This window comes from Mycobacterium sp. NGS59, from assembly GCF_059812345.1.
This window is the reverse complement of the sequence record NZ_JCALCN010000010.1, coordinates 16588-38574: the sequence shown is the minus strand read 5'-3', so window position 1 is coordinate 38574 and position 21987 is coordinate 16588. Positions and strand designations below refer to the sequence as shown.

Annotated in this window: 21 protein-coding genes; 13 read left to right on the top strand and 8 right to left on the bottom strand. The window is 66.0% G+C overall.

The window, feature by feature from the left end; genetic code table 11:
* Positions 1 to 16: 16 nt before the first annotated feature.
* Positions 17 to 241 carry an MbtH family protein gene (locus AC5Y46_RS13475; protein WP_499942664.1) on the bottom strand — a complete coding sequence of 75 codons (225 nt, stop codon included), beginning with the start codon at positions 239 to 241 and terminating at the stop codon, positions 17 to 19.
* 279 nt (positions 242 to 520) lie between these two features.
* Between AC5Y46_RS13475 and AC5Y46_RS13470 the strand changes: the two genes are divergently transcribed.
* Positions 521 to 928 (top strand): DUF6632 domain-containing protein, encoded by a 408-nt coding sequence (locus AC5Y46_RS13470; protein WP_499942668.1) that lies wholly within the window; start codon positions 521 to 523, stop codon positions 926 to 928.
* A 3-nt stretch (positions 929 to 931) separates the two neighbouring features.
* Here AC5Y46_RS13470 and ngg read toward each other — a convergent pair whose 3' ends face one another.
* Positions 932 to 2719 (bottom strand): N-acetylglutaminylglutamine synthetase, encoded by a 1788-nt coding sequence (gene ngg / locus AC5Y46_RS13465; protein ID WP_499991596.1) that lies wholly within the window; start codon positions 2717 to 2719, stop codon positions 932 to 934.
* The gene (locus AC5Y46_RS13460; RefSeq protein WP_499942672.1) at positions 2716 to 4521 is read right to left on the bottom strand and encodes an N-acetylglutaminylglutamine amidotransferase; all 1806 of its coding nucleotides are present in this window, start codon (positions 4519 to 4521) and stop codon (positions 2716 to 2718) included. Before AC5Y46_RS13460 ends, ngg begins: the two co-directional genes overlap by 4 nt.
* Positions 4522 to 4595: 74 nt before the next feature.
* On the opposite strand from AC5Y46_RS13460, the gene AC5Y46_RS13455 reads away from it, so the two are divergent.
* The 5 genes from AC5Y46_RS13455 to AC5Y46_RS13435 all read left to right on the top strand — a co-directional run bounded on the left by AC5Y46_RS13455 (position 4596) and on the right by AC5Y46_RS13435 (position 10901).
* Entirely contained in the window at positions 4596 to 5615 is a 1020-nt protein-coding gene (locus tag AC5Y46_RS13455) for a TIGR03617 family F420-dependent LLM class oxidoreductase (protein ID WP_499991774.1), read from the top strand.
* Between the two features lie 37 nt (positions 5616 to 5652).
* A complete protein-coding gene (locus AC5Y46_RS13450; RefSeq protein ID WP_499991595.1) occupies positions 5653 to 7209 on the top strand; it encodes a succinic semialdehyde dehydrogenase in 1557 nt (518 codons plus the stop codon).
* Positions 7210 to 7262: 53 nt separating this feature from the next.
* Complete coding sequence (locus tag AC5Y46_RS13445) at positions 7263 to 7955, top strand: VldE C-terminal domain-containing protein (protein ID WP_499991594.1); 693 nt, start codon at positions 7263 to 7265, stop codon at positions 7953 to 7955.
* Positions 7956 to 8375: 420 nt separating this feature from the next.
* A complete protein-coding gene (locus AC5Y46_RS13440) occupies positions 8376 to 8975 on the top strand; it encodes a cyclic nucleotide-binding domain-containing protein (protein ID WP_499991592.1) in 600 nt (199 codons plus the stop codon).
* 240 nt (positions 8976 to 9215) lie between these two features.
* Entirely contained in the window at positions 9216 to 10901 is a 1686-nt protein-coding gene (locus AC5Y46_RS13435) for a wax ester/triacylglycerol synthase domain-containing protein (protein ID WP_499991591.1), read from the top strand.
* Between the two features lie 103 nt (positions 10902 to 11004).
* On the opposite strand, the gene AC5Y46_RS13430 is transcribed toward AC5Y46_RS13435, so the two are convergent.
* A complete protein-coding gene (locus AC5Y46_RS13430) occupies positions 11005 to 11208 on the bottom strand; it encodes a cold-shock protein (RefSeq protein WP_499991772.1) in 204 nt (67 codons plus the stop codon).
* 338 nt (positions 11209 to 11546) lie between these two features.
* Here AC5Y46_RS13430 and AC5Y46_RS13425 point away from each other — a divergent pair, with 338 nt between their 5' ends.
* Genes AC5Y46_RS13425 through AC5Y46_RS13395 form a run of 7 tightly spaced genes read left to right on the top strand, consistent with a single transcriptional unit; the run spans position 11547 to position 15025 of the window.
* Complete coding sequence (locus AC5Y46_RS13425) at positions 11547 to 12095, top strand: DUF5994 family protein (protein WP_499991589.1); 549 nt, start codon at positions 11547 to 11549, stop codon at positions 12093 to 12095.
* Complete coding sequence (locus AC5Y46_RS13420; protein ID WP_499991587.1) at positions 12085 to 12888, top strand: transglutaminase-like domain-containing protein; 804 nt, start codon at positions 12085 to 12087, stop codon at positions 12886 to 12888. Before AC5Y46_RS13425 ends, AC5Y46_RS13420 begins: the two co-directional genes overlap by 11 nt.
* Positions 12889 to 12922: 34 nt before the next feature.
* A complete protein-coding gene (locus tag AC5Y46_RS13415; protein ID WP_499991585.1) occupies positions 12923 to 13816 on the top strand; it encodes an SGNH/GDSL hydrolase family protein in 894 nt (297 codons plus the stop codon).
* Positions 13813 to 14079 (top strand): DUF3253 domain-containing protein, encoded by a 267-nt coding sequence (locus AC5Y46_RS13410; protein ID WP_499991582.1) that lies wholly within the window; start codon positions 13813 to 13815, stop codon positions 14077 to 14079. The genes AC5Y46_RS13415 and AC5Y46_RS13410 overlap by 4 nt, the downstream gene beginning before the upstream one ends.
* A gap of 18 nt (positions 14080 to 14097) precedes the next feature.
* Positions 14098 to 14652, top strand: coding sequence for a thioredoxin family protein (locus tag AC5Y46_RS13405; protein ID WP_499991581.1), 555 nt, complete (start codon positions 14098 to 14100; stop codon positions 14650 to 14652).
* 31 nt (positions 14653 to 14683) lie between these two features.
* The gene (locus tag AC5Y46_RS13400; RefSeq protein WP_499991786.1) at positions 14684 to 14863 is read left to right on the top strand and encodes a hypothetical protein; all 180 of its coding nucleotides are present in this window, start codon (positions 14684 to 14686) and stop codon (positions 14861 to 14863) included.
* Positions 14864 to 14884: 21 nt separating this feature from the next.
* On the top strand, positions 14885 to 15025 hold the full coding sequence (locus tag AC5Y46_RS13395) for a hypothetical protein (RefSeq protein WP_499991578.1): 141 nt from the start codon (positions 14885 to 14887) through the stop codon (positions 15023 to 15025).
* 4 nt (positions 15026 to 15029) lie between these two features.
* Here AC5Y46_RS13395 and AC5Y46_RS13390 read toward each other — a convergent pair whose 3' ends face one another.
* The 4 genes from AC5Y46_RS13390 to AC5Y46_RS13375 all read right to left on the bottom strand — a co-directional run bounded on the left by AC5Y46_RS13390 (position 15030) and on the right by AC5Y46_RS13375 (position 21935).
* The gene (locus AC5Y46_RS13390; protein WP_499991576.1) at positions 15030 to 16190 is read right to left on the bottom strand and encodes an iron-containing alcohol dehydrogenase; all 1161 of its coding nucleotides are present in this window, start codon (positions 16188 to 16190) and stop codon (positions 15030 to 15032) included.
* 19 nt (positions 16191 to 16209) lie between these two features.
* The gene (locus AC5Y46_RS13385; protein WP_499991572.1) at positions 16210 to 19143 is read right to left on the bottom strand and encodes an aminotransferase class III-fold pyridoxal phosphate-dependent enzyme; all 2934 of its coding nucleotides are present in this window, start codon (positions 19141 to 19143) and stop codon (positions 16210 to 16212) included.
* Positions 19140 to 20711: a sulfotransferase gene (locus tag AC5Y46_RS13380; RefSeq protein WP_499991570.1), complete on the bottom strand. Its 1572-nt coding sequence runs from the start codon at positions 20709 to 20711 to the stop codon at positions 19140 to 19142. Before AC5Y46_RS13380 ends, AC5Y46_RS13385 begins: the two co-directional genes overlap by 4 nt.
* Positions 20712 to 20804: 93 nt before the next feature.
* Positions 20805 to 21935, bottom strand: coding sequence for a spirocyclase AveC family protein (locus tag AC5Y46_RS13375; RefSeq protein ID WP_499991568.1), 1131 nt, complete (start codon positions 21933 to 21935; stop codon positions 20805 to 20807).
* Positions 21936 to 21987 lie beyond the last annotated feature (52 nt).

Genomic DNA, 21987 nt, shown 5'->3' with positions numbered 1-21987 from the left:
CCCGACGGCCCGCAACTCAGAAGCCCGTGCCCTGCGCCAACCTCTCGCGCAGGCTCTTGGGCCGGATGTCGGTCCAGTTCCGGTCGATGTAGTCCAGGCAAGCGGCTCGATCCGCTTCGCCGTACACCACCCGCCACCCAGCCGGAACATCGGCGAAGACCGGCCAAAGGCTGTGCTGCTCTTCGTCGTTGACCAACACGACAAAGCGACCACTGTCGTCGTCGAACGGATTGATACTCACTCGTTCTCCTAACCACCTAGCGATGGGTCAACGGCTAGACCAGCGAGCGCGGACCGTCTTGGTGTGCACGGACCAGCGTCGACAAGATAACACCGGCAACCTGTTCTTCGGGACTCCAAAACCCCGGTTGCCACATAGCTTGCGGCGCAGCGCTTGCCGTCGCTTCGCGGATTTCTTGCGGAATTCTTGCGCGTACCGGATCGGCATTCGATATCCAGAACCGGCCACTCGGGCGGATAATCGACACGCCGTCGACGATTGGAGCGCACCATGCCCGTCATGCCCAAGCCCTACCGATCTTTGCAACTGGCACTCGTAATCTTCGGCTCGGTAATGCTTCTCGTCTATCCCTTGGCCGTGGTCTGGCCGTCGGGTTGGGCCTGGCATCCCGGACCGCCCCACCACTCCGACTACTTCATGATGATCGTCGGGGTGTACGCGACCCTGGGCGTGTTCTTGATCAATGCGGCCCGCAGCCCGCAGCAGCACCTCAGCCTGATCTGGTTTGCGATCTGGTCCAGCGCTGTGCACGCGGCGATCATGGCGGTCGAGTCCTTCGGCGGCCACCATCGAATGGGACACCTATGGGGCGATGTCGCCGCGCTGCTTCTGGTGGCGGTCGTGTTGGCCGTGCTGGTACGGCTGTCCGACCTCAAACAGCCTGCCGCCGGCCACGTCAGCCGGTAGGCGTCACGACGCCGGTGACTCCTCCGGAGTCCAGGCTGGTGGTTGGCCCGGCCGCCCGGGAAACAGGAAGTCGACGAAAGCCGCGGCGGTGGGCTGTGGTTCGTGGTTGGCCAGCCCTGGTCGCTCGTTGGCTTCGATGAACGCGTACTCGTCGCCGGCGACGTCGGGTACCAGCAAGTCGATGCCGGTCACCGGGATGCCGATCGCCTCGGCGGCCGACACGGCCACCCGACACAGTTCCGGGTTCACCTGCGCGGTGACGTCGTGGATCGTCCCGCCCTGATGAAGGTTGGCGGTGTGGCGAACCCGCAATCGGATCCCTTCGGGAAGCACGTCGTCGAGCGACCAACCCGATTCGGCGACGGTGGCCTCGGTGAGGTCGTCGAGCGGGATGCGAGATTCGCCGCCGGTGGACGCCGAGCGCCGCCGGCTCTCGGCACCGATCAGATCCCGGATGGTGTGGTCGCCGGTGCCGATGACTTCCGGCGGCACCCGCAGCGCCGCGGCGACGACCCGGCCGTCGATCACCACCAGCCGAAGGTCGTTGCCCGGCACCCGCTGTTCGATCAGCACCTCCCGGTACTGTTCCCGCGCCCGCGCGAGGGCGGCGGCAAGCTCACCGGGCCCGCGTTCGGCGGTGATGCCCACGGTGATGCCCTTGCCCTGCTCGCCGCGGGTGGGTTTGACGACGACCTCCCCGACCTCGGTCAAGAACGCGTAGTCCGCGTCGTCGAAGGTGGCCAGCCGGGCACGCGGTACGGTGATGCCGACCTCGGAAACCAGCCGGCGGGTCAGCCGCTTGTCGTCGCACCGACACATCGCGACAGCCGACGTGAACTCCGACAGCGACTCCCTGGTGACGATACTGCGACCGCCGTGCGAGAGCCGGATCTCGCCGGTCTCGGCGTCCAGGACCTCCACCCAGATACCGCGGCGCAGAGCCTCGTCGGCGATGATCCTGGCATAGGGGTTGAGGTCGTCGACGGTCTCGGGCGACGGGGTGAACAGCGGTTCGTTGATCGCATTCTTGCGCTTGATCGCCAGCACCGGGACCCGCCGGAAACCCAGCTTCTCGTACAGGGCGGTGGCAGCGGCGTTGTCGTGCGCGACGGACAGATCCATGTAGGCACGGCCCTTGGCCCGGAAGTGCTCGGCCAGCGCCCGGGTCAGGGCCGCGCCCAGTCCGGGCAGCGCGGCGGCGGGATCCACCGCCAGACTCCACAGACTCGATCCGTGTTCGGGATCGGAGAACAGCACTTCGTGGTCGACTCCGGTGACGGTGCCCACCACCGCACCGTCCTCGTTGCGTACCGCCAGCAGATAGGTCAACGCCTCGACCCCTAGATGGTTCTGCCAGATCGTCTCGACCGGCGCGGGGACCATTCCGCACCGGACGCAGACGCGGTTCATCGCGTCGGCGTCGCCCACATCGCTCAGGGTGCGCACCGTGACATACGGAGGTGGAGTCGGCGGCTCCTCGTCGCTCAGTTCGGCGAAGCGCAGCCGGTAGGTGTGGCTGGGGTCGATGAACAGTTCAGCGGGAGCCTTGGCCACCACCACATGGGACTCGCGCGCATAGATGCAGATGTCGCGACGGCCGGGCGCCTCCCGACGCAGCGTTTCGGCCAATGTGTCGGCGTCGGCGAATGTCTGCCCGAAAATCAGTCGGCCCCAGCCTAATTCGAGTTCCACATCGTGCGACATCAGCTCTGCGAACTCCGGTGGTGCGGCATTGTGCAGAGCGAGGGTGATCGCCTCGGGGTTGTCCTCCGACGGGTCGAACTCGCTCATTCCGCGGTCCCGGTGACGCCGTGCTTCTGCAACCACATCTCCAGCAGGGCGATCTGCCAGAGTTCGTTGCCGCGCAACGGAGTCAACCTGCGGTTGGGATTGGCCAACAGAGCCTCGACGGCGTCGGCGCGAAACAGGCCGCGCTCCTTGGCAACCGGCGCGTACAGCGCGTCACGGACCATGTCCAGATAGGGCCCCTCCAGATGGGTCAGGGCCGGAACCGGGAAGTATCCCTTGGGGCGGTCGATGACCTCGGCGGGAATGACCCGGCGCGCAGCCTGTTTGAGGACACCTTTGCCTTCGTGCGCGATCTTCAACTCCGGCGGACAGGTCGCGGCGAGTTCCACCAATTCGTGGTCGAGGAAGGGCACCCGTCCTTCCAGACCCCAGGCCATGGTCATGTTGTCCACCCGCTTCACCGGGTCGTCCACCAGCATCACCGTCGTATCGAGACGCAACGCCCGGTCGATACCGGTCTCGGCATTGGCGCGCGCGAAATGTTCGCTGACGAATCGCTCGCTGGGATCGCCGGGCGCGATGTGCTCCGGTGCCACCAAACCCGCGAGACCGGTCACGTCCCGGTCGAAGAAGGCGCTGCGGTACGCCGCGACCGAACCTTGCAGGCTGCCGGCCTCCGGCGCGCCCATCGGCGGATACCAGTGATAGCCCGCGAACACCTCGTCGGCACCTTGGCCCGACTGCACGACCTTCACGTGCCGTGACACTTCCTGGCTGAGCAGATAGAAGGCGACACAGTCGTGGCTGACCATCGGCTCGCTCATCGCCCCGATCGCGTCGTCGAGCGCCGGCAGCATCCGGTCGGTCCCGATCCGGATCTGGTGATGATCGGTACCGAAGCGGTCCGCGATGATGTCGGAATACCGGAATTCGTCGCCCTCGACGCCGCCCACCGACTCGAAGCCGATGGAAAACGTCGCGAGCCCGTGCTGGCCCGCCTCGGCGAGCAGCCCGACGATCAGGCTGGAGTCCACACCACCGGAGAGCAGGCAGCCGACCGAGACGTCCGCGACGAGTCGGCGCTTGACCGCGGTACGCAGCGCCGCGAGGACGGCGTCTTCCCAGTCGTTCTCCGACCAGTCGGCGCGCTCGGCGTGGCGGGTGAAATCGGGCACCCAGTAGGTGGTGGCGACGCGCCGGCCGTCGGGTTCGATGGCCAGCAGCGAGCCCGGCGGGATCTTGCGCACCCCACGCAGGATCGTCAGCGGCGCCGGGACGACGGAGTGGAACGTCATGTAGTGGTGCAGCGCGACGTGGTCGATCCGGGTGTCCACGCCACCCCCGGCCAGTAACGCCGGAAGGGTCGAGGCGAACCGGATCCGGTGGCTGTCCTCGCTGAGGTACAGCGGTTTGATGCCGAGCCGATCGCGGCCGAGCAGCACCCGGCCGCTGTCCCGTTCGACGATGGCGAACGCGAACATGCCGTGCAGGTGGGAGACGAAGTCGTCACCCCAACGGTGGTACGCCTTGAGCAGCACCTCGGTGTCGCTGTGCGAGAAGAACCGGTAACCCTGGCCCTCCAGCTCGCGGCGCAGATCCTGGTAGTTGTAGATGCAGCCGTTCCAGACGATGGTCAGGCCCAGGTCGGCGTCGACCATGGGCTGGGCCCCGGCCTCGGTCAGGTCGATGATCTTGAGGCGACGATGACCCAGGGCCACCCGGCCTTGTGACCAGGCGCCCGCGGCGTCCGGACCGCGCGGTGACATCACGTCGGCCATCGCCGCGACCGCCGCCACGTCGGGCACCCGGCCGTCGAGTCGCACCTCCCCGGTGGCTCCACACACGTTTCGACCTTATCGGTCCAATTCGACGCGTGCAGAGCGGCCACGGCCGTTCAGCGGCGATGTACGGTTCGACGGTGCAGGTCGACGTGATGACCATTCCGCAGCCGTTGGCGCGGATCGGCGATGTGGCCCGACGCGCGCAGGCGGCCGGATTCAGCGGTCTGTTGTTCACCGAGACGGGCCGGACCGCCTATCTGAACGCCGCGGTGGCCGCGCAAACCGCGCCCGGCCTCGAACTGTCGACCGGGGTCGCGGTCGCGTTCCCCCGCAGCCCGTTCGTCACCGCCGCGACGGCATGGGAGCTGCAGGAGGCGACCGGCGGGAAGTTCCGGCTCGGTCTGGGCACCCAGGTGCGCACCCACGTCGTGCGGCGCTACGGGATGCCGTTCGATCGTCCCGGTCCCCGACTGCGGGACTACGTGCTCGCCGTCAAGGCCTGTTTCACCGCGTTCCGGACCGGGACCCTCGATCATCACGGCGAGTTCTACGACCTGGACTTCATCACCCCGCAGTGGTCCGCGGGTCCTATCGACGCACCCGATCCCAAAGTCGACGTGGCGGCGGTGAACCCGTGGATGCTGCGGATGGCGGGCGAGGTCGCCGATGGCGTGCATGTCCATCCGCTCGGCGAACCCGGGTATCTCGCGCGGCACGTGGTGCCCAATATCGCAGCCGGCGCGGCCAAGGCGCGGCGCACTCCGTCGGACGTCGCGGTGATCGTGCCGGTCATGACCATCGTCGGCGACACCGAAGAGGAACGCCGCAACGAGCGCGAACTGGTGCGCGCCAGCCTCGGCTTCTACGCGAGCACACCCAACTACGCCTTCATCCTGGACGAGGCCGGATTCGAGGACACCACCGCGCGGTTGCGGACGAAGCAAAAAGCCGGCGACCTCGCCGGGATGGCCGAGGAGATCACCGACGAGCACATCGCTGTCTTCGCCACCGAGTCGACGTGGGATGGTTTGGCCGACGCACTTCTTGGCAAGTACCAGGGAGTCGCCAGCCGGATCGTGCTGTACAACGCGCTGGGCGACCCCGAGCGTTTCGAGCGTTACGGGGAGATCGCCCAGCGCATAGCGGCTTTAAGTTGAGGACATGATCCTCGAGCGCACTCGAGAGGTAGCGATAATGCCTGCACCGTCAGCCGAGGTCTTCGACCGCTTGCGTCAGCTCGTCGCGATCGACGGCTTCACCGAACGCCCGACCAGAACCATCGACGAGGTCTTCACCGGCAAGCCGCTCACCACGATCCCGATCGGGACCGCGGCCGACGTCGAGGCGGCATTCACCAAAGCCCGTGCCGCACAAGCGGATTGGGCAAAGCGTCCGGTTTCCGAACGGATCGAGGTGGTTCGCCGCTACCGCGACCTGGTGATCGAGAACCGCGAGTTCCTGATGGACCTGCTGCAGGCCGAGGCGGGCAAGGCCCGCTGGGCGGCGCAGGAGGAGATCGTCGACCTGATGGCCAACGCCAACTACTACGTCCGGGTCAGCGCCGACCTGCTCAAACCCCGCAGGGTGCAGGCGCTGCTGCCGGCGATCGGCAAGGCCACAGTGGGTTACCAGCCCAAGGGCGTGGTCGGGGTGATCTCGCCGTGGAATTACCCGATGACGCTCACCGCCTCGGACTCGGTGCCCGCGCTGCTCGCCGGCAATGCGGTGGTGCTCAAGCCCGACAGTCAGACGCCGTACTGCGCGCTGGCCTGCGCGGAGCTGCTGTACCGAGCCGGTCTGCCTCGGGCGCTGTACGCGATCGTGCCCGGGCCGGGGTCGGTCGTGGGCACCGCTATCACCGAGAACTGCGACTATCTGATGTTCACCGGCTCGTCGGAAACCGGCAGCCACCTCGCCGAGCAGGCCGGTCGTCGGCTGATCGGGTTCTCCGCCGAGCTCGGCGGCAAGAACGCGATGATCGTGACGCGGGGCGCCAATCTGAGAAAGGCGACCAAGGCCGCCATCCGGGCGTGCTTCTCGAACGCTGGACAGCTGTGCATCTCCATCGAGCGGATCTATGTCGAAAAGGACATCGCCGACGAGTTCACCCGCAAGTTCGGTGAGGCGGTGCGCAACATGAAGCTGGGCACCTCCTATGACTTCTCCGTCGATATGGGCAGTTTGATCTCCGAGGATCAGCTCAAGGCCGTCTCCGGTCACGTGGACGATGCAACGGCCAAGGGCGCCAAGGTGATTGCCGGCGCGAAGGCCCGCCCGGACATCGGGCCGCTGTTCTACGAGCCGACCGTGCTCACCGATGTCACACCGGAAATGGATTGTGCGTGTGACGAGACGTTCGGTCCGCTGGTCTCGATCTACCCGGTGGCCGACGTGGACGAAGCCGTCGAAAAGGCCAACGACACCTCCTACGGTCTCAACGCCAGCGTGTGGGCCGCCTCGTCCGCAGAAGGCGAGGAGATCGCGGCCCGGTTGCGGTCCGGGACGGTGAACGTCAACGAGGGCTACGCGTTCGCGTGGGGCAGCCTCAGCGCCCCGATGGGTGGGATGGGCATTTCCGGCGTAGGCCGCCGGCACGCCGCCGAAGGACTGCTGAAATACACCGAGTCGCAGACGATCGCCACCGCGCGGGTGTTCAACCTCGATCCGCCGTTCGGGGTTCCCTCGACGCTGTGGCAGAAGGCGCTGCTGCCCATCGTGCGCACCGTGATGAAGCTGCCGGGCCGCACATAACAAGATCACCAAGATCTGCCACTTGCGCCCCACACGACACTAGAGTGCTCTAGGTGGGCAAGAGCACGTCAGGCAACGGCTACGGCCGCTGGCTGGCGATCGCGGTCTCGCTGGTCGTCGCCGGCGGGATGATCTACGCGCAGGACACCAAGCCGAAGACGCAGTGCTGCGCCGAGACACCGTCGGCTTCCGCTTCGGCAGCCGCACCCACCAGCCAACCCACCGCGCCACCGGCCGGAGCGCCGCACGTCGCCACCGCCGAGGAGGCTGCGATGCTGACCGGGAACGCACCCGTCGCCGCCCAGGACTTCCAGGTCGCGCTACCGGCTGGAGTGGCGCCGGAGCAGGGGCTGCAGATCAAAACCATCTGGGCGGCGCGCGCCATCGGCGTGCTGTTCCCCGAGATCACCACCATCGGCGGATACCGACAAGATGCGCTGCGGTGGCACCCGAGCGGCCTGGCGATCGACGTGATGATTCCTGACCACGGCAGCGAGGCGGGCATCGCGCTGGGCAACCAGATCGCCGGGCTGGCCCTGGCCAATGCCAAACGCTGGGGCATCGATCACGTGATCTGGCGGCAGAAGATCTACATGGGCATCCGGACCGGCAGCTGGACAGCTGACCTGGGCAACGAGACCGCGAATCACTACGACCACGTTCACATCGCCACCAATGGCGGTGGTTACCCGACCGGGCGCGAGACCTACTTCATCGGGTCGATGACGCCGACACCGCCGGACTGAGCGCACCGGCCGCGAGACGCGGATCGGGTTGCCGGGGTTACTGGCGGCGTGGGTGCCGTCGGATCACGCGACGTCAGCCCTAGGGCGTCCGGAGTGAAGCCTGGGCGTTCGGAGTGAAGCCTGGGCGTTCGGAGTGAAGCCTGGGCGTTCGGAGTGAAGCCTGGGCGTTCGGAGTGAAGCCTGGGCGGGAAATCGTCGGAAATTCCGCCCTGGTTACCCGCTCAACGCCCTGGTTTCACGCTCAACGCCCTGGTTACCCCCTCAACGCCAGGATTTCACGCTCAACGCCAGGGTTTCACGCTCAATGCCAGGGCTTCACGACCGCCTGCGGAGCCCGGCCAGCATTTACTTGCCGGATCCCCGTGTTTTCGTCGTAGGCTCCTCGATGTCAGGGTTCACATCGCAGATCAGGAGTCCCCCATGAAGGTGGATGCCAAAGAGCAAGAGGAAGAAGCCCGCCGGGTCCGCACCGACGCCCGCCGGTTGCGCGAGTTCGCCACGTTCGAGAAGTTCTCGGACAGCGAGCTGGAACGTCTGGTCGGCACGGCTCACCACACGGCGCAGTCCTCGCCGTGGCCGCTGATTCGCGAGCAAACCCCGTCGGACGCGTGCTTCATCCTGCTCAGCGGCGAGGCCGGTGTCTACGTGGGCCAAGACCGGGTCGCGGTGGTCGGACCGGGTGAGGTGATCGGCGAATCGGCGTTGCGCCGCGGCAAACTGCGTTCCGCGACGGTCACCACCATCGGGCCCGCCGAGGTGCTGCGCATCGAGCGCGACGACCTCGACCGGCTGCTCCGGGAGATTCCCGCGCTGCGGGAAACCATGGACGCGACGGCCGCCAAGCATGTGCAGGCCGAGCAGCCGCCGAAGCCGAAGCCGGAGCGCTCCAAGGTGAGCGCCTCGATCCCGACCGACTTGGTCGAGCGATTCGAGCAGGCCGCCGACGCTGCCGGAGTGAGCCACTCTTCCGCGCTGGAGGATGCACTCAGCCAGTGGGTGGAACGCAACAGCAAGACGTAGCTGACTTGTCCGTGAGATAGGGGTTCTGTCAACGGCTTTCGGACCCCCTATTCTCGCCCGGCCCTCAAGACTGGCGGGTGCACGGTCATTGGTCGACTCTGCCACCGAAGGCGCGTAGGGTTGGGCAGTGGCGGGCTGACCTGCGTACGGGCGCCAGGTACGCCGCCGGTCAAAGAGAGTTTGTCAGCTGGCGGTCGAGGCGGTAGCGCCGCCCCTCTGCATTTTGACGGTACCCGCCACATGTCGCGCGGCGATCTGCCGCAACACGACGCAGTTCGACCGCGTGGTTGCCGCACTGGGGCGTGCGTTCCCTGCATCACGTTGTCGACCGACTATGCACGAGGACTCGGCTCTCAGTCGCCGACACGAAATGGAAGCCGGCAGAACAGATATGGCAGTAGTTGGACGAACGAGTCCGATACCGATGAGCAATGCGGCAGCACCGACCGAGGCGCGCTGATGGTCACTCGATTGTCGCAGTCGGAGGTGGAGCAGCTACCTGACCACGATGCGACGATGCCGTCGGCCACCGTCTCGTTCCTGGTCATCGAGGCATCGACCGAGATGAGCCACGAGCGCTTGCACCGGCTGATGAGCAGGTCGCTGCAGCAGTTCGCGCGATTCCGCAGCCACCTGGTAGGCAAGCCGCTGGGCATGGGCCAGCCTGTCTGGGCCCAGATCGACGACTATGACCCCACACCGCAAATCCATCGCGTGTCTGTTGCCGCGCCCGGCGGACAGCCCGAATTGGCAGACCTGATTGCGCAATTGAGTAGTGCGGCAGATGACGGAACGGAAACTTTGTGGGACGCCTGGAGTATAGACGGGTTGGCCGGCGGACGATGGGCTCTGGCACTGAGGACGGCACCGATACTCAACGGCGGGGGTGGCAGCGCCGCTTCCGTGTGGTCGCAATTGGTACGTCCCGGGCGGCACGAACGCACGCGCGACGACCGGCCGACCGAGCGGAGCCTGGGTATCCCGGGGACCGGCGACCTCGTCATCGACACGATGAGCGAACTGCTCGGAAACTACGTGAAGACTCTATGGCTGATCGGAGAGACCGGTATCGGCGCGGTGCGGACAGTCCGCGAAAGGCTCTTCGGCACTGAACAATCCAGTCCGATGCAGAAAGCCGTGTCGTCGATGAGCGGACCCGTACCCGACAGTGTGTTCAATGCTCCGCTGACCGCGCGACGCGCAGTCGCCTTCGCCTCGATCCGACTCGCAGATCTGGAGACGGTCAGGCACGCGTTCGGGGGCACGGTCACCAATGTGTTCCTGGCGGCCTGCACTCTGTCACTGCGCGCCTGGCTGCAACGCCACGACACCGTTCCCGATAGTCCACTCGCGATTCGGATGCCGTTGACACTGCCCGGCATCGACGTCCTCCCCGGGAATTCGCCGGCAGTCAAGCGAATTCGCATCCCCGTGCAACTCGACGACCCCGTGCAGGTGCTGATCAACCTCCACACCGCGACCGACATCTTGAACGCTACTCAGGTCGTCGATATCGAAACCCCGGGGCTCTCGATCGATTTGGCAAAGATCGCCGCGCTGGTTCCGCCGGCCCTGGCTTGGGTGGGCAAGCGGATGTACACCGGGCTGGGCATGAGACGACGACAATCGTCCAGATGTCACGGAAGTATCTCTTATGTCCGTGGCCAACCGGCGCCGCGGTACTGCGCCGGAGCGGAAGTCGTTGGTATGCAAACCGTGCCACCGCTACGGCAAGACTGTGGACTGAATCTGACGTTGACCTCCCGCGGTGACGTCATGGATCTCAGCGTGTGCGTGTGCCCCGATAACGTGCCGGCGGTGGAAGACATCGCCAGCGGAATTGCCGCTTCTGTCGATCTATTGGTCACCGCTGCACAGAAATCCCCGCGCGGCCAGGGTCCTTCGGTCGTCACACAGATCAAGTGAACGCTGGCGGCAGTGTGCTGCACGATGACAAGATCAGAGCGGCGATGATATGGAAATGGGCTGGCAGGACGAAACCCACCAGCCCATACGCGACGGAACTATCCTAAACGGGTGTCACACCCGTGGCTTGAGGGCCCTTCGCGCCTTGGCCTACTTCGAACTGAACTCGCTGGTTTTCTTCGAGCGACCGGTAACCGCTGCCGCTGATTTCGGAGTAGTGAACGAATACGTCCGCTGCGCCGTCGTCAGGAGCGATGAAGCCGAAGCCTTTGTCGCTGTTAAACCATTTCACAGTTCCCTGTGTCATACTTTCAACTTCTCTCATTGGAATGGATGTACCAAAAACACCCTGAACAAGGATAGCACGGACCACGCGCCCCCAAGTGTCGGAGGTACGGTCAGCGACTGCAGCGACCAGCTCGGCGAGTTGTCGAAAATACCTGCCGCAATTGCACTTTGGCGCGCTTAGTGCGTCGTGCAACGAGGTGGCCGAATCCAGGGTGTATCGTTGCTGGTAGCTCTACGTAACCAACACTGGTCCTCGTCGAATCAACCGGGCTGATTATCTGTGGGTCAGCACGAATGGAGGATCGTGGTACATCATTTCAGCGGCTTTGGCAATACTGTTGCGGTGGTTGACTTTTCGTGAATGATGCCGCGCGCGGTCGCCGGCTGGCCAGTCCTGTCCGCTTGGTCCTGGGAGCCGTTTTGGGCGGACCCTTGGACGGGGCATGGTGGCCGCATACCGCCTCGATAGCCCGCGAGCTGCCGGAGCTCACCGGTGCGATCTCGCCGCGATTAGGCGAAGTGCTGGCTATCAGCATCAACTGGTCTTCGTTGGAGGGTTCGCCGGATCTCGACGCGCTGAACCACACCAGAACCGTCGGTCCCCGCCGGGTCGCCGGTCACCAACGCTTGATGACAGTCACCGGAGACAGAGCCGCGGCGAGCCTGCTCGTAGTGCCGTGCAGAACCTCCAGCGCTCTTGCGATCGCGCTGATGCGTCAGGCGGCGACCCTTCCCGTTCTGGCTGGCGAAGCGAATACTGTCGAATTCCGGACCGCGGATGAAATCGTGCACGCGGCGCGGCTGGAAAGCGCTCAGTGTGCTGAGCGGTTGAAGGTCGCCGAACGGCCACCGGTGGGAAATTTCGACTACAACGGTGACGCGTTGCAGGGGCAGTATGAAGCGTGAGGTAGGCGCCGAGCTCGAAGTAGAGATCACCGCGCCGACGACGCTGGAGTTCCAGATCGCCGTTGCGCCACAACCGAATTCGAGAGTGACGGAGCGGCTGTCGTTCCTGCTGGACGGAACCGAGGTCCATCCCGTCGAGATCAGTGGGATGCACGGCAATCGCATCCATAAGTTCGACTCGCCGCCTGGCTCGCTCAGTGTGTCCTACGCCGCGACGATCTGGGGTCGGACCGATCCCGCGCCGGTGACCGAAGCCGACCTGTCGATGTATCTGCGTCCCAGCCGTTACGCCGAGGCTGACAAGTTGTATGGTTTTGCCGCAACGGAATTCGGCAATTTCGCTGACTCGACGACCCTGCTGGAACGGGTTTCGTTGTGGGTCGGCACTCGACTGAACTACGTGCCGGGATCCAGCGATCCGATCGACGGAGCGGTGGAGACCCTGCTCGCAGGCGCCGGGGTATGCCGCGACTTCGCTCACCTCGCGGTGGCACTGCTGCGGGCGGTGAAGGTGCCTGCCCGTGTGGTCTCGGTGTATGCACCCGGGCTGTATCCGATGGATTTCCACGCCGTCGCCGAAGCGTATGTCGAAGGCCAATGGTGGGTTGTCGACGGAACCCTGTTGGCGCCAAGGCAATCGCTGGTGCGCATCGCCACCGGTCGAGATGCCGCCGACATCGCGTTCCTGGACAACCACAGAGGCGCAATCACACTGAACAGTGTGACGGTGACGGCGATCGTCGACGGTGACCTGCCGAACGACTCCATCGATCAGCTGGTATCGATCACCTGAGGCATTGCCGAGCCGGGCTACCCTGATTATCAAGATGACACAAATCAGTCGCTGGCTGGACGTCGTGTGTCGCGGCGTGGCCGTACCGGCTGTTGCGGCCGCGGCCGTCTGCGCGATGCCGCCCCCAACGGGTTTCGAACCCACGACAGGTTTGACGTACGTAGCGCTCGGCGACTCGGCGGCGGCCGCGCCGATGGTGCCCGATCCCGCCGGTCCGCCCGGGTGCTTCAAGTCGACCAACGACTACCCCGCGGTGTTGGCCCGCCAACTCGGCGCCACCACCTTCACCGACGTGACCTGCAGCGGCGCCACCACCGCCGACATCACCGAGCGGGCCCAACAGACCAGCGGCGGCGCCGTGCCCGCCCAGATCGACGCGGTAGCCCGCGACACCGAGTTGATTACGATCACGATCGGCGGCAACGACGTCGGTCTGGCAAGCAGCGCGTCGAAGTGCCGTCGCAGTTCACTTGCCGAGCCCCCGTGCTTCGACACCTTCGCCGGGGGCGGAACGGATCGGTTCAGTGCGGCGATTCGCGAGCAGGTTCCGTTGTGGGAAGCCATGATCGACGCCGTGCGGGCACGCGCTCCGCGGGCCAGGATCGTCCTGGTCGGGTACGGAATCTACATCCGGCCCGGCGGCTGCTTCGCCGAGCAACCCATCAACCCCGTTGACGCCGACTACTTTCAAGCCAAAGTCGGCGAGATCGACGACCAGCAGCGGACTTTGGCCGCCAGAAAGAACGTCGAGTTCTTCGATACGCGGCCGGTCTCGGTCGGCCACGACATGTGCGCCGCACCCGACGACAGATATTTCGAGGGCTTCGTGCTAGCTCATCTTGCCGCACCCCTGCATCCCAATGCGCTGGGCGCCGGCGCCGTGGGCGACGCGCTTGCCGACCGGATCGGGAAAGACCGCACCTGGTGACCAACGACGGGCCGACCCGGCAGCGACTGAAATCCACGATCCTAGCCCTGGCTGCGCACCGCGGTCCGGACAGCAGCATCTGCCCGTCCGATGCCGCCCGGACCGTCGGCGACGACAACTGGCGCGAGCTGATGGACGACGCTCGCGACGTGGCTCGGGAACTCGCCAGGTCCGGCGACGTGCAAATCACTCAGCGCGGCACCGCGCTGGATCCGGATGCCACCTGGCGCGGCCCCATCCGCATCAGGATCGTTCCGCGCTGACGACGTAACCTGGCCCGCATGGCCATCGAATCGGCAATGCTCGCACTCGGCACCCCCGCCCCGTCCTTCACGCTGCCCGACCCAGCGACTGGGGCGACGGTCAGCCTCGAGGACCTGACCGGCCCCGCGTTGGTCGTCACCTTCATCTGCAACCACTGCCCCTACGTCCAGCACGTCGCGGCCGGGCTGGCCGCGCTGGGTCGGGACCTGGCCGGGCAGGGTGTCGCGATGGTCGGCATCTCCAGCAACGACGTCGTCACGTATCCGCAGGACGGACCCGAACAGATGGTCACCGAGGCCCGCCGGCACGGCTGGACTTTCCCGTACCTCTACGACGAAACCCAGGACGTCGCCCGCGCCTTCTCCGCGGCCTGCACGCCGGATACCTTCGTCTTCGACGGTGAGCGCCGACTCGTGTACCGCGGCCAGCTCGACGACTCCCGGCCCCAGAACGACCGGCCGGTGACGGGTGCCGACGTGCGGGCGGCCGTCGACGCCGTTCTCGCCGGACGACCGGCGGACCCGAACCAACGGCCGTCGATCGGATGCGGCATCAAGTGGCGGTCCATATAGGGATCCACTCGCCAGCGGGGCAGAATTCACCGTGGAGCTGGTCGACGTCGACACCGGGAGGGGCACATTGAGCAAGAAGAACGACGAGCGCGACGTCGAGCAGGACGAACCGAAGGGCGGTCGACCCGGCCCGGCCGATCACGGTCGCGAGGGCGGCATGGCCACCCGCGAACAGGCCCCCGAACTCACCGAGCCCAGCGACGGGGACTGACACGAACTGGTCGAGCTGGGTTTGCACTGTGCGATCGCCGTCGGCTTCGGACGTCTGGCCGCGACCTGGGACGTGGCGGACAACCTGCCCGCGGAGTTCCAGGCCCGGGGTGAGACGCCCGTTGGACCGTGGGCCGGCGGCGGGGTGGTCGCGTCGGGGTGACAGCTCAGCCGTACACCCGGGCATAGATCTCCTCGATTTGTTGTCCGGTGGGGACGACCGGATTGTTGGCCGGCGAACCGGATGCCAGCGCTTGCTGAGCCATCAACGGAGTCACCGACTCCCATGCCTGACGGTCGATACCGTAGGAGCGCGGTGTGGGAACTTCCAGTTCGGCACACAACTCGGCCAGCGCCCGCACCAGAGCTTGAGCGGCCACCGCATCGGCGACGTGAGCGTCTGCCACTCCGTAGGCACGGGCGCAGTCGGCATACCGCGACTCGGCGCCGGTGACGGAGAACTCGGTGACCGCCGGGAACAGCATGGCGTTCGACAAGCCGTGGGCTACCTGGAAATGCGCGCCGATCGGGCGGCTCATGCCGTGCACCAGCGCGACGCTGGAGTTGGAGAAGGCCATCCCGGCTTGCGTGGCGGCCAGCATCATGGCCTCACGCGCCTGCGAATCGGAGCCGTCGCGGTAAACCCGGTTGAGGTTGCCGGAGATGAGCCGGATGGCCGACAGCGCAAGGCCGTCGCTGACGGGATTGGCCTTGCGACTCACGTACGCCTCGACCGCGTGGGTCAGCGCGTCGACACCGGTGTCGGCGGTCAGCCTCGGCGGCATCGACAGAGTCAGTTCGAAGTCGACGATCGCCGCGACCGGCAGGAACGACACACCGGGGCACAGCATCTTCTCGTGGGTGTCACTGTCGCTGATCACAGTGAATTGCGTTGCCTCCGAACCGCTTCCCGCGGTAGTCGGAATCGCGATGACGGGCAGCGCCGGGCCTGCGTAGCTGTTGGGCGCCTTGAAATTGCGCATAGGTCCGCCCTGATGTGCCAGCACTGCAAGGGCTTTCGCGGAGTCCATCGGGCTGCCGCCGCCGAAGCCGATGACACAGTCGGCGTTGTGGTCGCGCACTGCCCGTACCCCGTCCTCCAGGGAGGCGGTGGTGGGATCCGGGACGGTGCGGTCGAAGAGCGCGGCCGCTATGCCCGCCACACGCAGCAGGTCGAGCACTCGTTGCGCGGCACCGGTGTGGGTCAGGAACGAATCCGTCACCAGCAGAGGACGTTTCAGCTCCAGGCCGGTGAGCACGTCCGCGATCTCGTTGATCGACCCCGCCCCGATCCGTAGCTGCCGGGGAAACGCGATCAGTGCGGACAAGGTATAACCTCTCGATGCATTAGCGGTACCGCTCGGCCAGCGTCTCGGCCTGGCGGTCGGCCAGCGCCATCGCGGTGAGCATTGGGTTGGCCATCGGGCTGGACGGGAACAAACCGGTGTCGCACACGTAGATGCCGTCGAGTCCGTGCACCGCGCCCCAGGAGTCCGTGACGTACCGTCGCGGGTCCGCACCCATCGGGGTGGTCCCGAACACGTGGTTGGCCACCAGGCGAAAGTCGTTGGGCGACAGGCGCGCCGACCGGATCGCGGCTGCGGCTTCGGCTGCGCCGTAGCGGGGTTCGAGGCCGTGGATGCCGGGTACGACGGTGCGCGCACCCGCGGTTTGGAACATCTCGGCCAGTCGCGCCGCGCCTTCCTGGATGCGGCGCACGTCACCGGCACCGACGTCATAGCGCAGGCTGGTCGCGCCGCCCGGCCGGGCCCGCACCCGTCCGACCGAGTCCTGGCCGCTCACCCACACCGTCCAGGTGGCGACGTGTTCGTAGTCGGCCAGTGAGCGCACGAACTCCTCGCCGGTGCCCGGGTGCAGCATGCCCAGCACCGACGGAGTGGCCCAGATCGACTCGAGTTTGATGCCCTCCTCGAGGAATCCGGTGACGTGGTAACCCTGGGTCGCGCCGGTCCACGGTGCGACCTCCTCGTCGAACGCGCCCATCACGATCACACCGGGATGCATCCGCACGTTGCGCCCCACCGGGTCCGCGTCGTGACCGCTGCGCTGCAGGATCTGCGGGGACGCCAACGCACCGGCGGCCAGCACCGTGCATCGGGCGTTCACGCGCACCCGATGGGTGCGCCGGCCGGTGATCGGGTGGACGACCGCACCGCGCAGACCATGCACTCGATTGCCCTGTCGCAGCAGGCGATCCACCTGTACGCAGGTGTAGACGCGACCACCGGCCCGCAGCAGTTCGGGTATCCCGCGCCGGTCCATCGACTGCTTGGCCCCTGACGGGCATCCGGTGATGCACTGCCCGGAGCCGCGACAATCGTGCTCGTTGCGCCGCAACGGTTCGACCTGATAGCCGAGCGCTTCGGCTCCGGCACGGAACAGATCGTTGCGCCGGCCCTGCACCTGCGGTTGCACCGGACGCACTCCGAGGAACCCCTCCACGGCGTCGTAGTGACGCGCCATTTCTTCCGGTGTGATCCCGTCGACGCCGTGCTCGCCCGCCCACCTCTGAAACACGAAGTCCGGGGCCCTCATACAGATGCCCGAGTTGATCACCGACCCGCCACCCAGACACCGGGCCTGCAGGGTGGGTATCACCACGTTGCCCCGCGTAGTGCGCATCCCGCCGTCCCAGAACCAGCGGGCGAAGGTCTCCCCGGCCTCGACGCCCCGGTCGCGCTGACGCATGGCCGCGCCGGCTTCCAGCACGACGACGTCGAGTCCTTCGTCGGCGAGTCGATGCGCGAGCACAGTGCCCGCCGGCCCGGAACCGACCACGCAGACATCGCAGTCGAGCGCCAGCGCACGGTTGTAGTCTGAATATTCCTGCACGCGTGCGCGTTTGGCTGTGTCCGGGACGGGACGGCGTGCATCGAACTTTGTCTTCGCTTCGTTGAGCACATGCCGAGCTACACCGCCGGCCATTCCGACCACCGGGCCGGATGTGGGCCGGCGGTACGCGGAGAGCACTTCTTCGAACGCGCTCAGGAACCAGGCCACTTCGTCGTCTTCGAGGGTGACCGGCGGCAGCAGTTTGATCATGTTGAGGTTGAATCCCGGTATCTGGACCAGGATTCCGCGCCGGTGCAGGTCGATGTGCACCGCGGCGGCGAATGCGCCCGGATCGCCGATGCCCATCAAGGTCTGCTGCATGCGCAGTGCGAGGTTGGCCGATGTCTTGAACACCACGCCGATGATCAGACCCTGCCCGGTGACGCGGTCGATCACGTCGTACCGGGCGGCCAGATCCTGTAGGCCCCTGCGGAATTTGTCCGACAGGGCCTGGGCGCGGGTCGGCGCGTCGAGTTCTTCGAGCACGTCGAGGGTGGCCAGGCCGGCGGCCATCGCCAGGTTGTTCTCGGCGAACGTCGACAGGTAGATCGGGCCGGATTTGAAGGCGGCGTAGACGCGGTCGTAGATGTCCTGGGTCAGCAGCACCGCACTGACCGGCGCCTGGCCACCAGACAGCGCTTTGCTGACGGTCAGCATGTCCGGTTGAACCCCGGCGCCGTGGCAGCCGAACCAGGTACCGAGCCGTCCGAGTCCGGTCTGCACCTCGTCGATGACCAACGCCGTACCGTGTTGCGCGCAAAGCCGTTGCGCCTCTTGCAGATATTCGGCCGACACCACTTCGCACGTCATCCCCTGAACAGGCTCGACGACGAACGCCGCGACATCCCCGTAGGACAGTTCGCGGCGCAAGGCGTCGATGTCGTTGCGCGGCACCGGTGTGCAGGTCGGCATCAGCGGGTCGGCGGTGACCTTCATCTCGTCGAAACCGCACATCGAGATCGCGGCGTAGGTGCGTCCGTGAAATGCCCCGTCCAGGTACAGATAACGACGACGCCCGGTGGCCTGTCGGGTGAACCGGACGCAGATCTCGGTGGCCTCGGTGCCGGAGTTGGCGAACACCACCTTCTGGAATTGTGGGCCGGCCAGCGCGATCAGCCGCTCGGCCAGCAGGCCGCCGAGCACCGAGGCGTTGGCCACCGACAGGTTGGGCAGGTCCATGTCCAGGACGTCGCGCAACGCCGAACGGACCTTGGGGTGGTTGCGGCCGATGAAGTGCACTCCCCCACCGCTGAGCAGGTCGAGGTATCGGCGGTTGTCCTCGGTCCACAGATAGGCACCTTCGGCACGCGTGAAAACCGCATCCATTCCAGCCAATTCGAACATGTACAGCAGCTTGGGGTGGACGTGACGCCGCGACAGGTGCGTGCTGGAATGCAGGTGCTCCTCGACGAACTCGTGGAACGTCATGACCGATGATCCAGTGAGTAGCCGTACTCGTCGAAGACGAACTTCCAGTGCTCGCGCACCAGGTCGGCGAGTTCGTCGTCGACGCTGAGCCGATTGGTGCGGTACCCCTTGAGGCCGTTCAGATAGCCGCCGATCGTGGCGTCGTAACGATCGCCCTGCGGGATGTCGAGGTGCCGGTAGATGCCGTCGAGTACCTCGCGCGGATGCGCGCACAGGTCTGGGTAGGCCACCTCGATGTAGTTCTCGGGTGGGATCAGCGCGCGATCTTCGAAGAAGCGCTCGAACAACAGTTGCCCGACGACGACCACCTGCGTCGGCAGGTTCTCCACGAAGGACACCTCGGGCACCTGCAGGAAATTCTCCCAATCGGTCTGCTTGCGCATGTGGATGGTAGAAGCGGCGACGGTGAACGGATCACGGTGTATGTGAACGAATTTCGCGTCCGGGAAGACGTCGAGCAGCATCCGGACCCGGGCCATGTGGGCGCAGCTCTTGATGACCGGGCGCCGCCCACCGGAGTGCAGCCGGATCTTGCCGACGAACCAGCGCAGCGCCGCCTTCCACTCGTCGCGTTCGCTTTCGCGGGCCTGCAGGAAGTCGAAATACCGTTCGTAGCGGGGCAGCAGGTCGGGCAGCATGAACGCCAGGTAGGGCGACAGCCCGGTCAATTTGGCCAGTGCGATCTCGTCCTCGGCGGCTTCGTTCCAGCCTTGCGCGACATTGTCGTAGCCGCGGGTTTCGGCGAGCATTCCGGCGGTCAGCGGCGGGATCGTGCTGCCCGTGGTGATGAACGCGGTCGGGAACACCACCTGATAGACGGTGGGATAAGTGTTCTCGGGGTCGCGGCCCAGCAGGTTGTGCAGGTGCGTGGTGCCGCTGCGCCAGTGCCCGAGGATGAAGATCGGGGGCGGGTCGATCGGTGTCGAAGCGATGCGCCGGTCGTAGCGGCGGCGCTCGACCGTGCCGACTGCGGTGGCTACCCCGCTCCATCCGGTGATCCAGGCGACCCGGTGCAGATAGCGCGCGCTGACCCGAAACCGCGCACCGGCCAACAGCTCGAACCATTCAGGGATCTCGATGCCGGTGATGAGCTGATCGGTGTTGAAGAGACGCTCGAGTCGCTTGACCCGCGGGCCGCTACGCAACCGGGTAGGCCGGCCGGGCCGCCGCACTGGGACCGGTGGACGAGTCGCGGACGGCGGTAGGCCGATCCGTTGCTGCACCGCCGGGTCGGCCAGGTATGCGAGCGTGAAAAGCCAACGCAGCGCGGAGAATAACGCGCGCCGCGGGTAACGGCGTGCGCCTTCCCAGCCCTGTAGTCGCGCGATGCGCTCGTCCAGTGGCGCGGCGGAGAACACGGTTCCGCGGGCCGTGATGGCGGTGCCGACTTCGAATACCAGCAGCAATGCACGCAACTGGGCGCGTTTGGGTAATGGGAGCCGGGCCAACATCGTGTCGACGTAGGTGACCGCGCCCGCCGCGCCACCGCTCACCCCGATGGGTCCGCGCGCCGGGAAGAACGCCTCGGCGATCGAGTCGACGACGACGCATTCTCTGCTGGTCAGCACCTGCAAAGGGCCCCCCTTTTCGGCTGCATACGCCACTGTATCGCCGATCAACCAGCACGACGGTTCGAATGGAACCGCTACCGTTCGGTGCGTCTAGTGGCTCGCTGGTGTGCAACCGCCGCCGGTGACGCGGGCCGGCAGCACCGGGCGTCCGCCGGGCTGAGCGCTCTCCCACCGAGACCAGATGCCCTCCGAGTAAGGTCCGGGAACGCCGTTTCGCTCGTAAATTCCCTGGGGGTCATAGATATTCGTACTCGGCCACGGCCATGGGCACACCACTGACGTCGCCGCTCCCGACCAACGGGTGACCGCGGTGTAGACCAGTCCGTAGGTCATGAACGCAAGATTGACCCCGACGAGCATCACCACGAAGGAACCCAGCGCGGGCCGGGACGGGAAGACCTTGGCGCGCTGCGCCAGCTTTTCGGCGACGCTGCGTCCGGTGTCGTCGCGATAGATCATCAGCGCAGCCGGGATCATCAAGATATTGATCAGCGACGACTGCCAGAGCAGCGGGAACTGCCAGCGGGTGCCGAGGAAGATCGATCCGAACGGTATGACCTGGCTGAACGTGTATAGCCCAATGCGGACGCACAGCAGTTCCATCGCGAAGTCGTAGACGAACCCGAAGGCGAACACCAATCCCGACAGACTGAGCAGCGGATGCCGCGAGACGAAGGAATCCTGCGGACCGCGCGCCTGCAGTCGTCGCAACGCCCAGATCGCCGGGAAAAACGGTGGCACCACGAACATTGCGATGGCCGAGATGAAGAGCGGTTCGACGGTCGGAGACAGCGAGACCAGCGGCCAGTCCTCGGGCCAGTGCCACAGGTCGGGGTTGTAGACGGCAAAGGTTACCCAGTTCATCGGCGCGTCCTGCCACGCCAAGGTGGTGACTGCAATCGTCATCAACAGGTAAGGGTGTTTCGGGTGCCGGCGCCACAGGACGGCGACGAGAGCCACAATGGTGACCAACGCCAGGTAACTGAAGATCTCGATGGTCACGATCCAGTGGTTGTAACCGAACAACGGATCCGACAGCGGGTGCGGACCGCCCGTGTCCTGGGGATTGCGGATCCGCGGGGAGACGGCGCCATACCGGGCGTTGTGGATGATCAGCCCTAGGAGCACAACCCCGATCGCTCCCACCGCCCACAGCGGACGTTTGGTGGTCGCGGGGTCCGGTGTGCCTGGCTGATCGGTTTCGGTCTTATGACCTAACATTTGGTCAAACTAGCGCCGCCGTGCTCGCGGATCAATGCAGGCGGCACGCTGA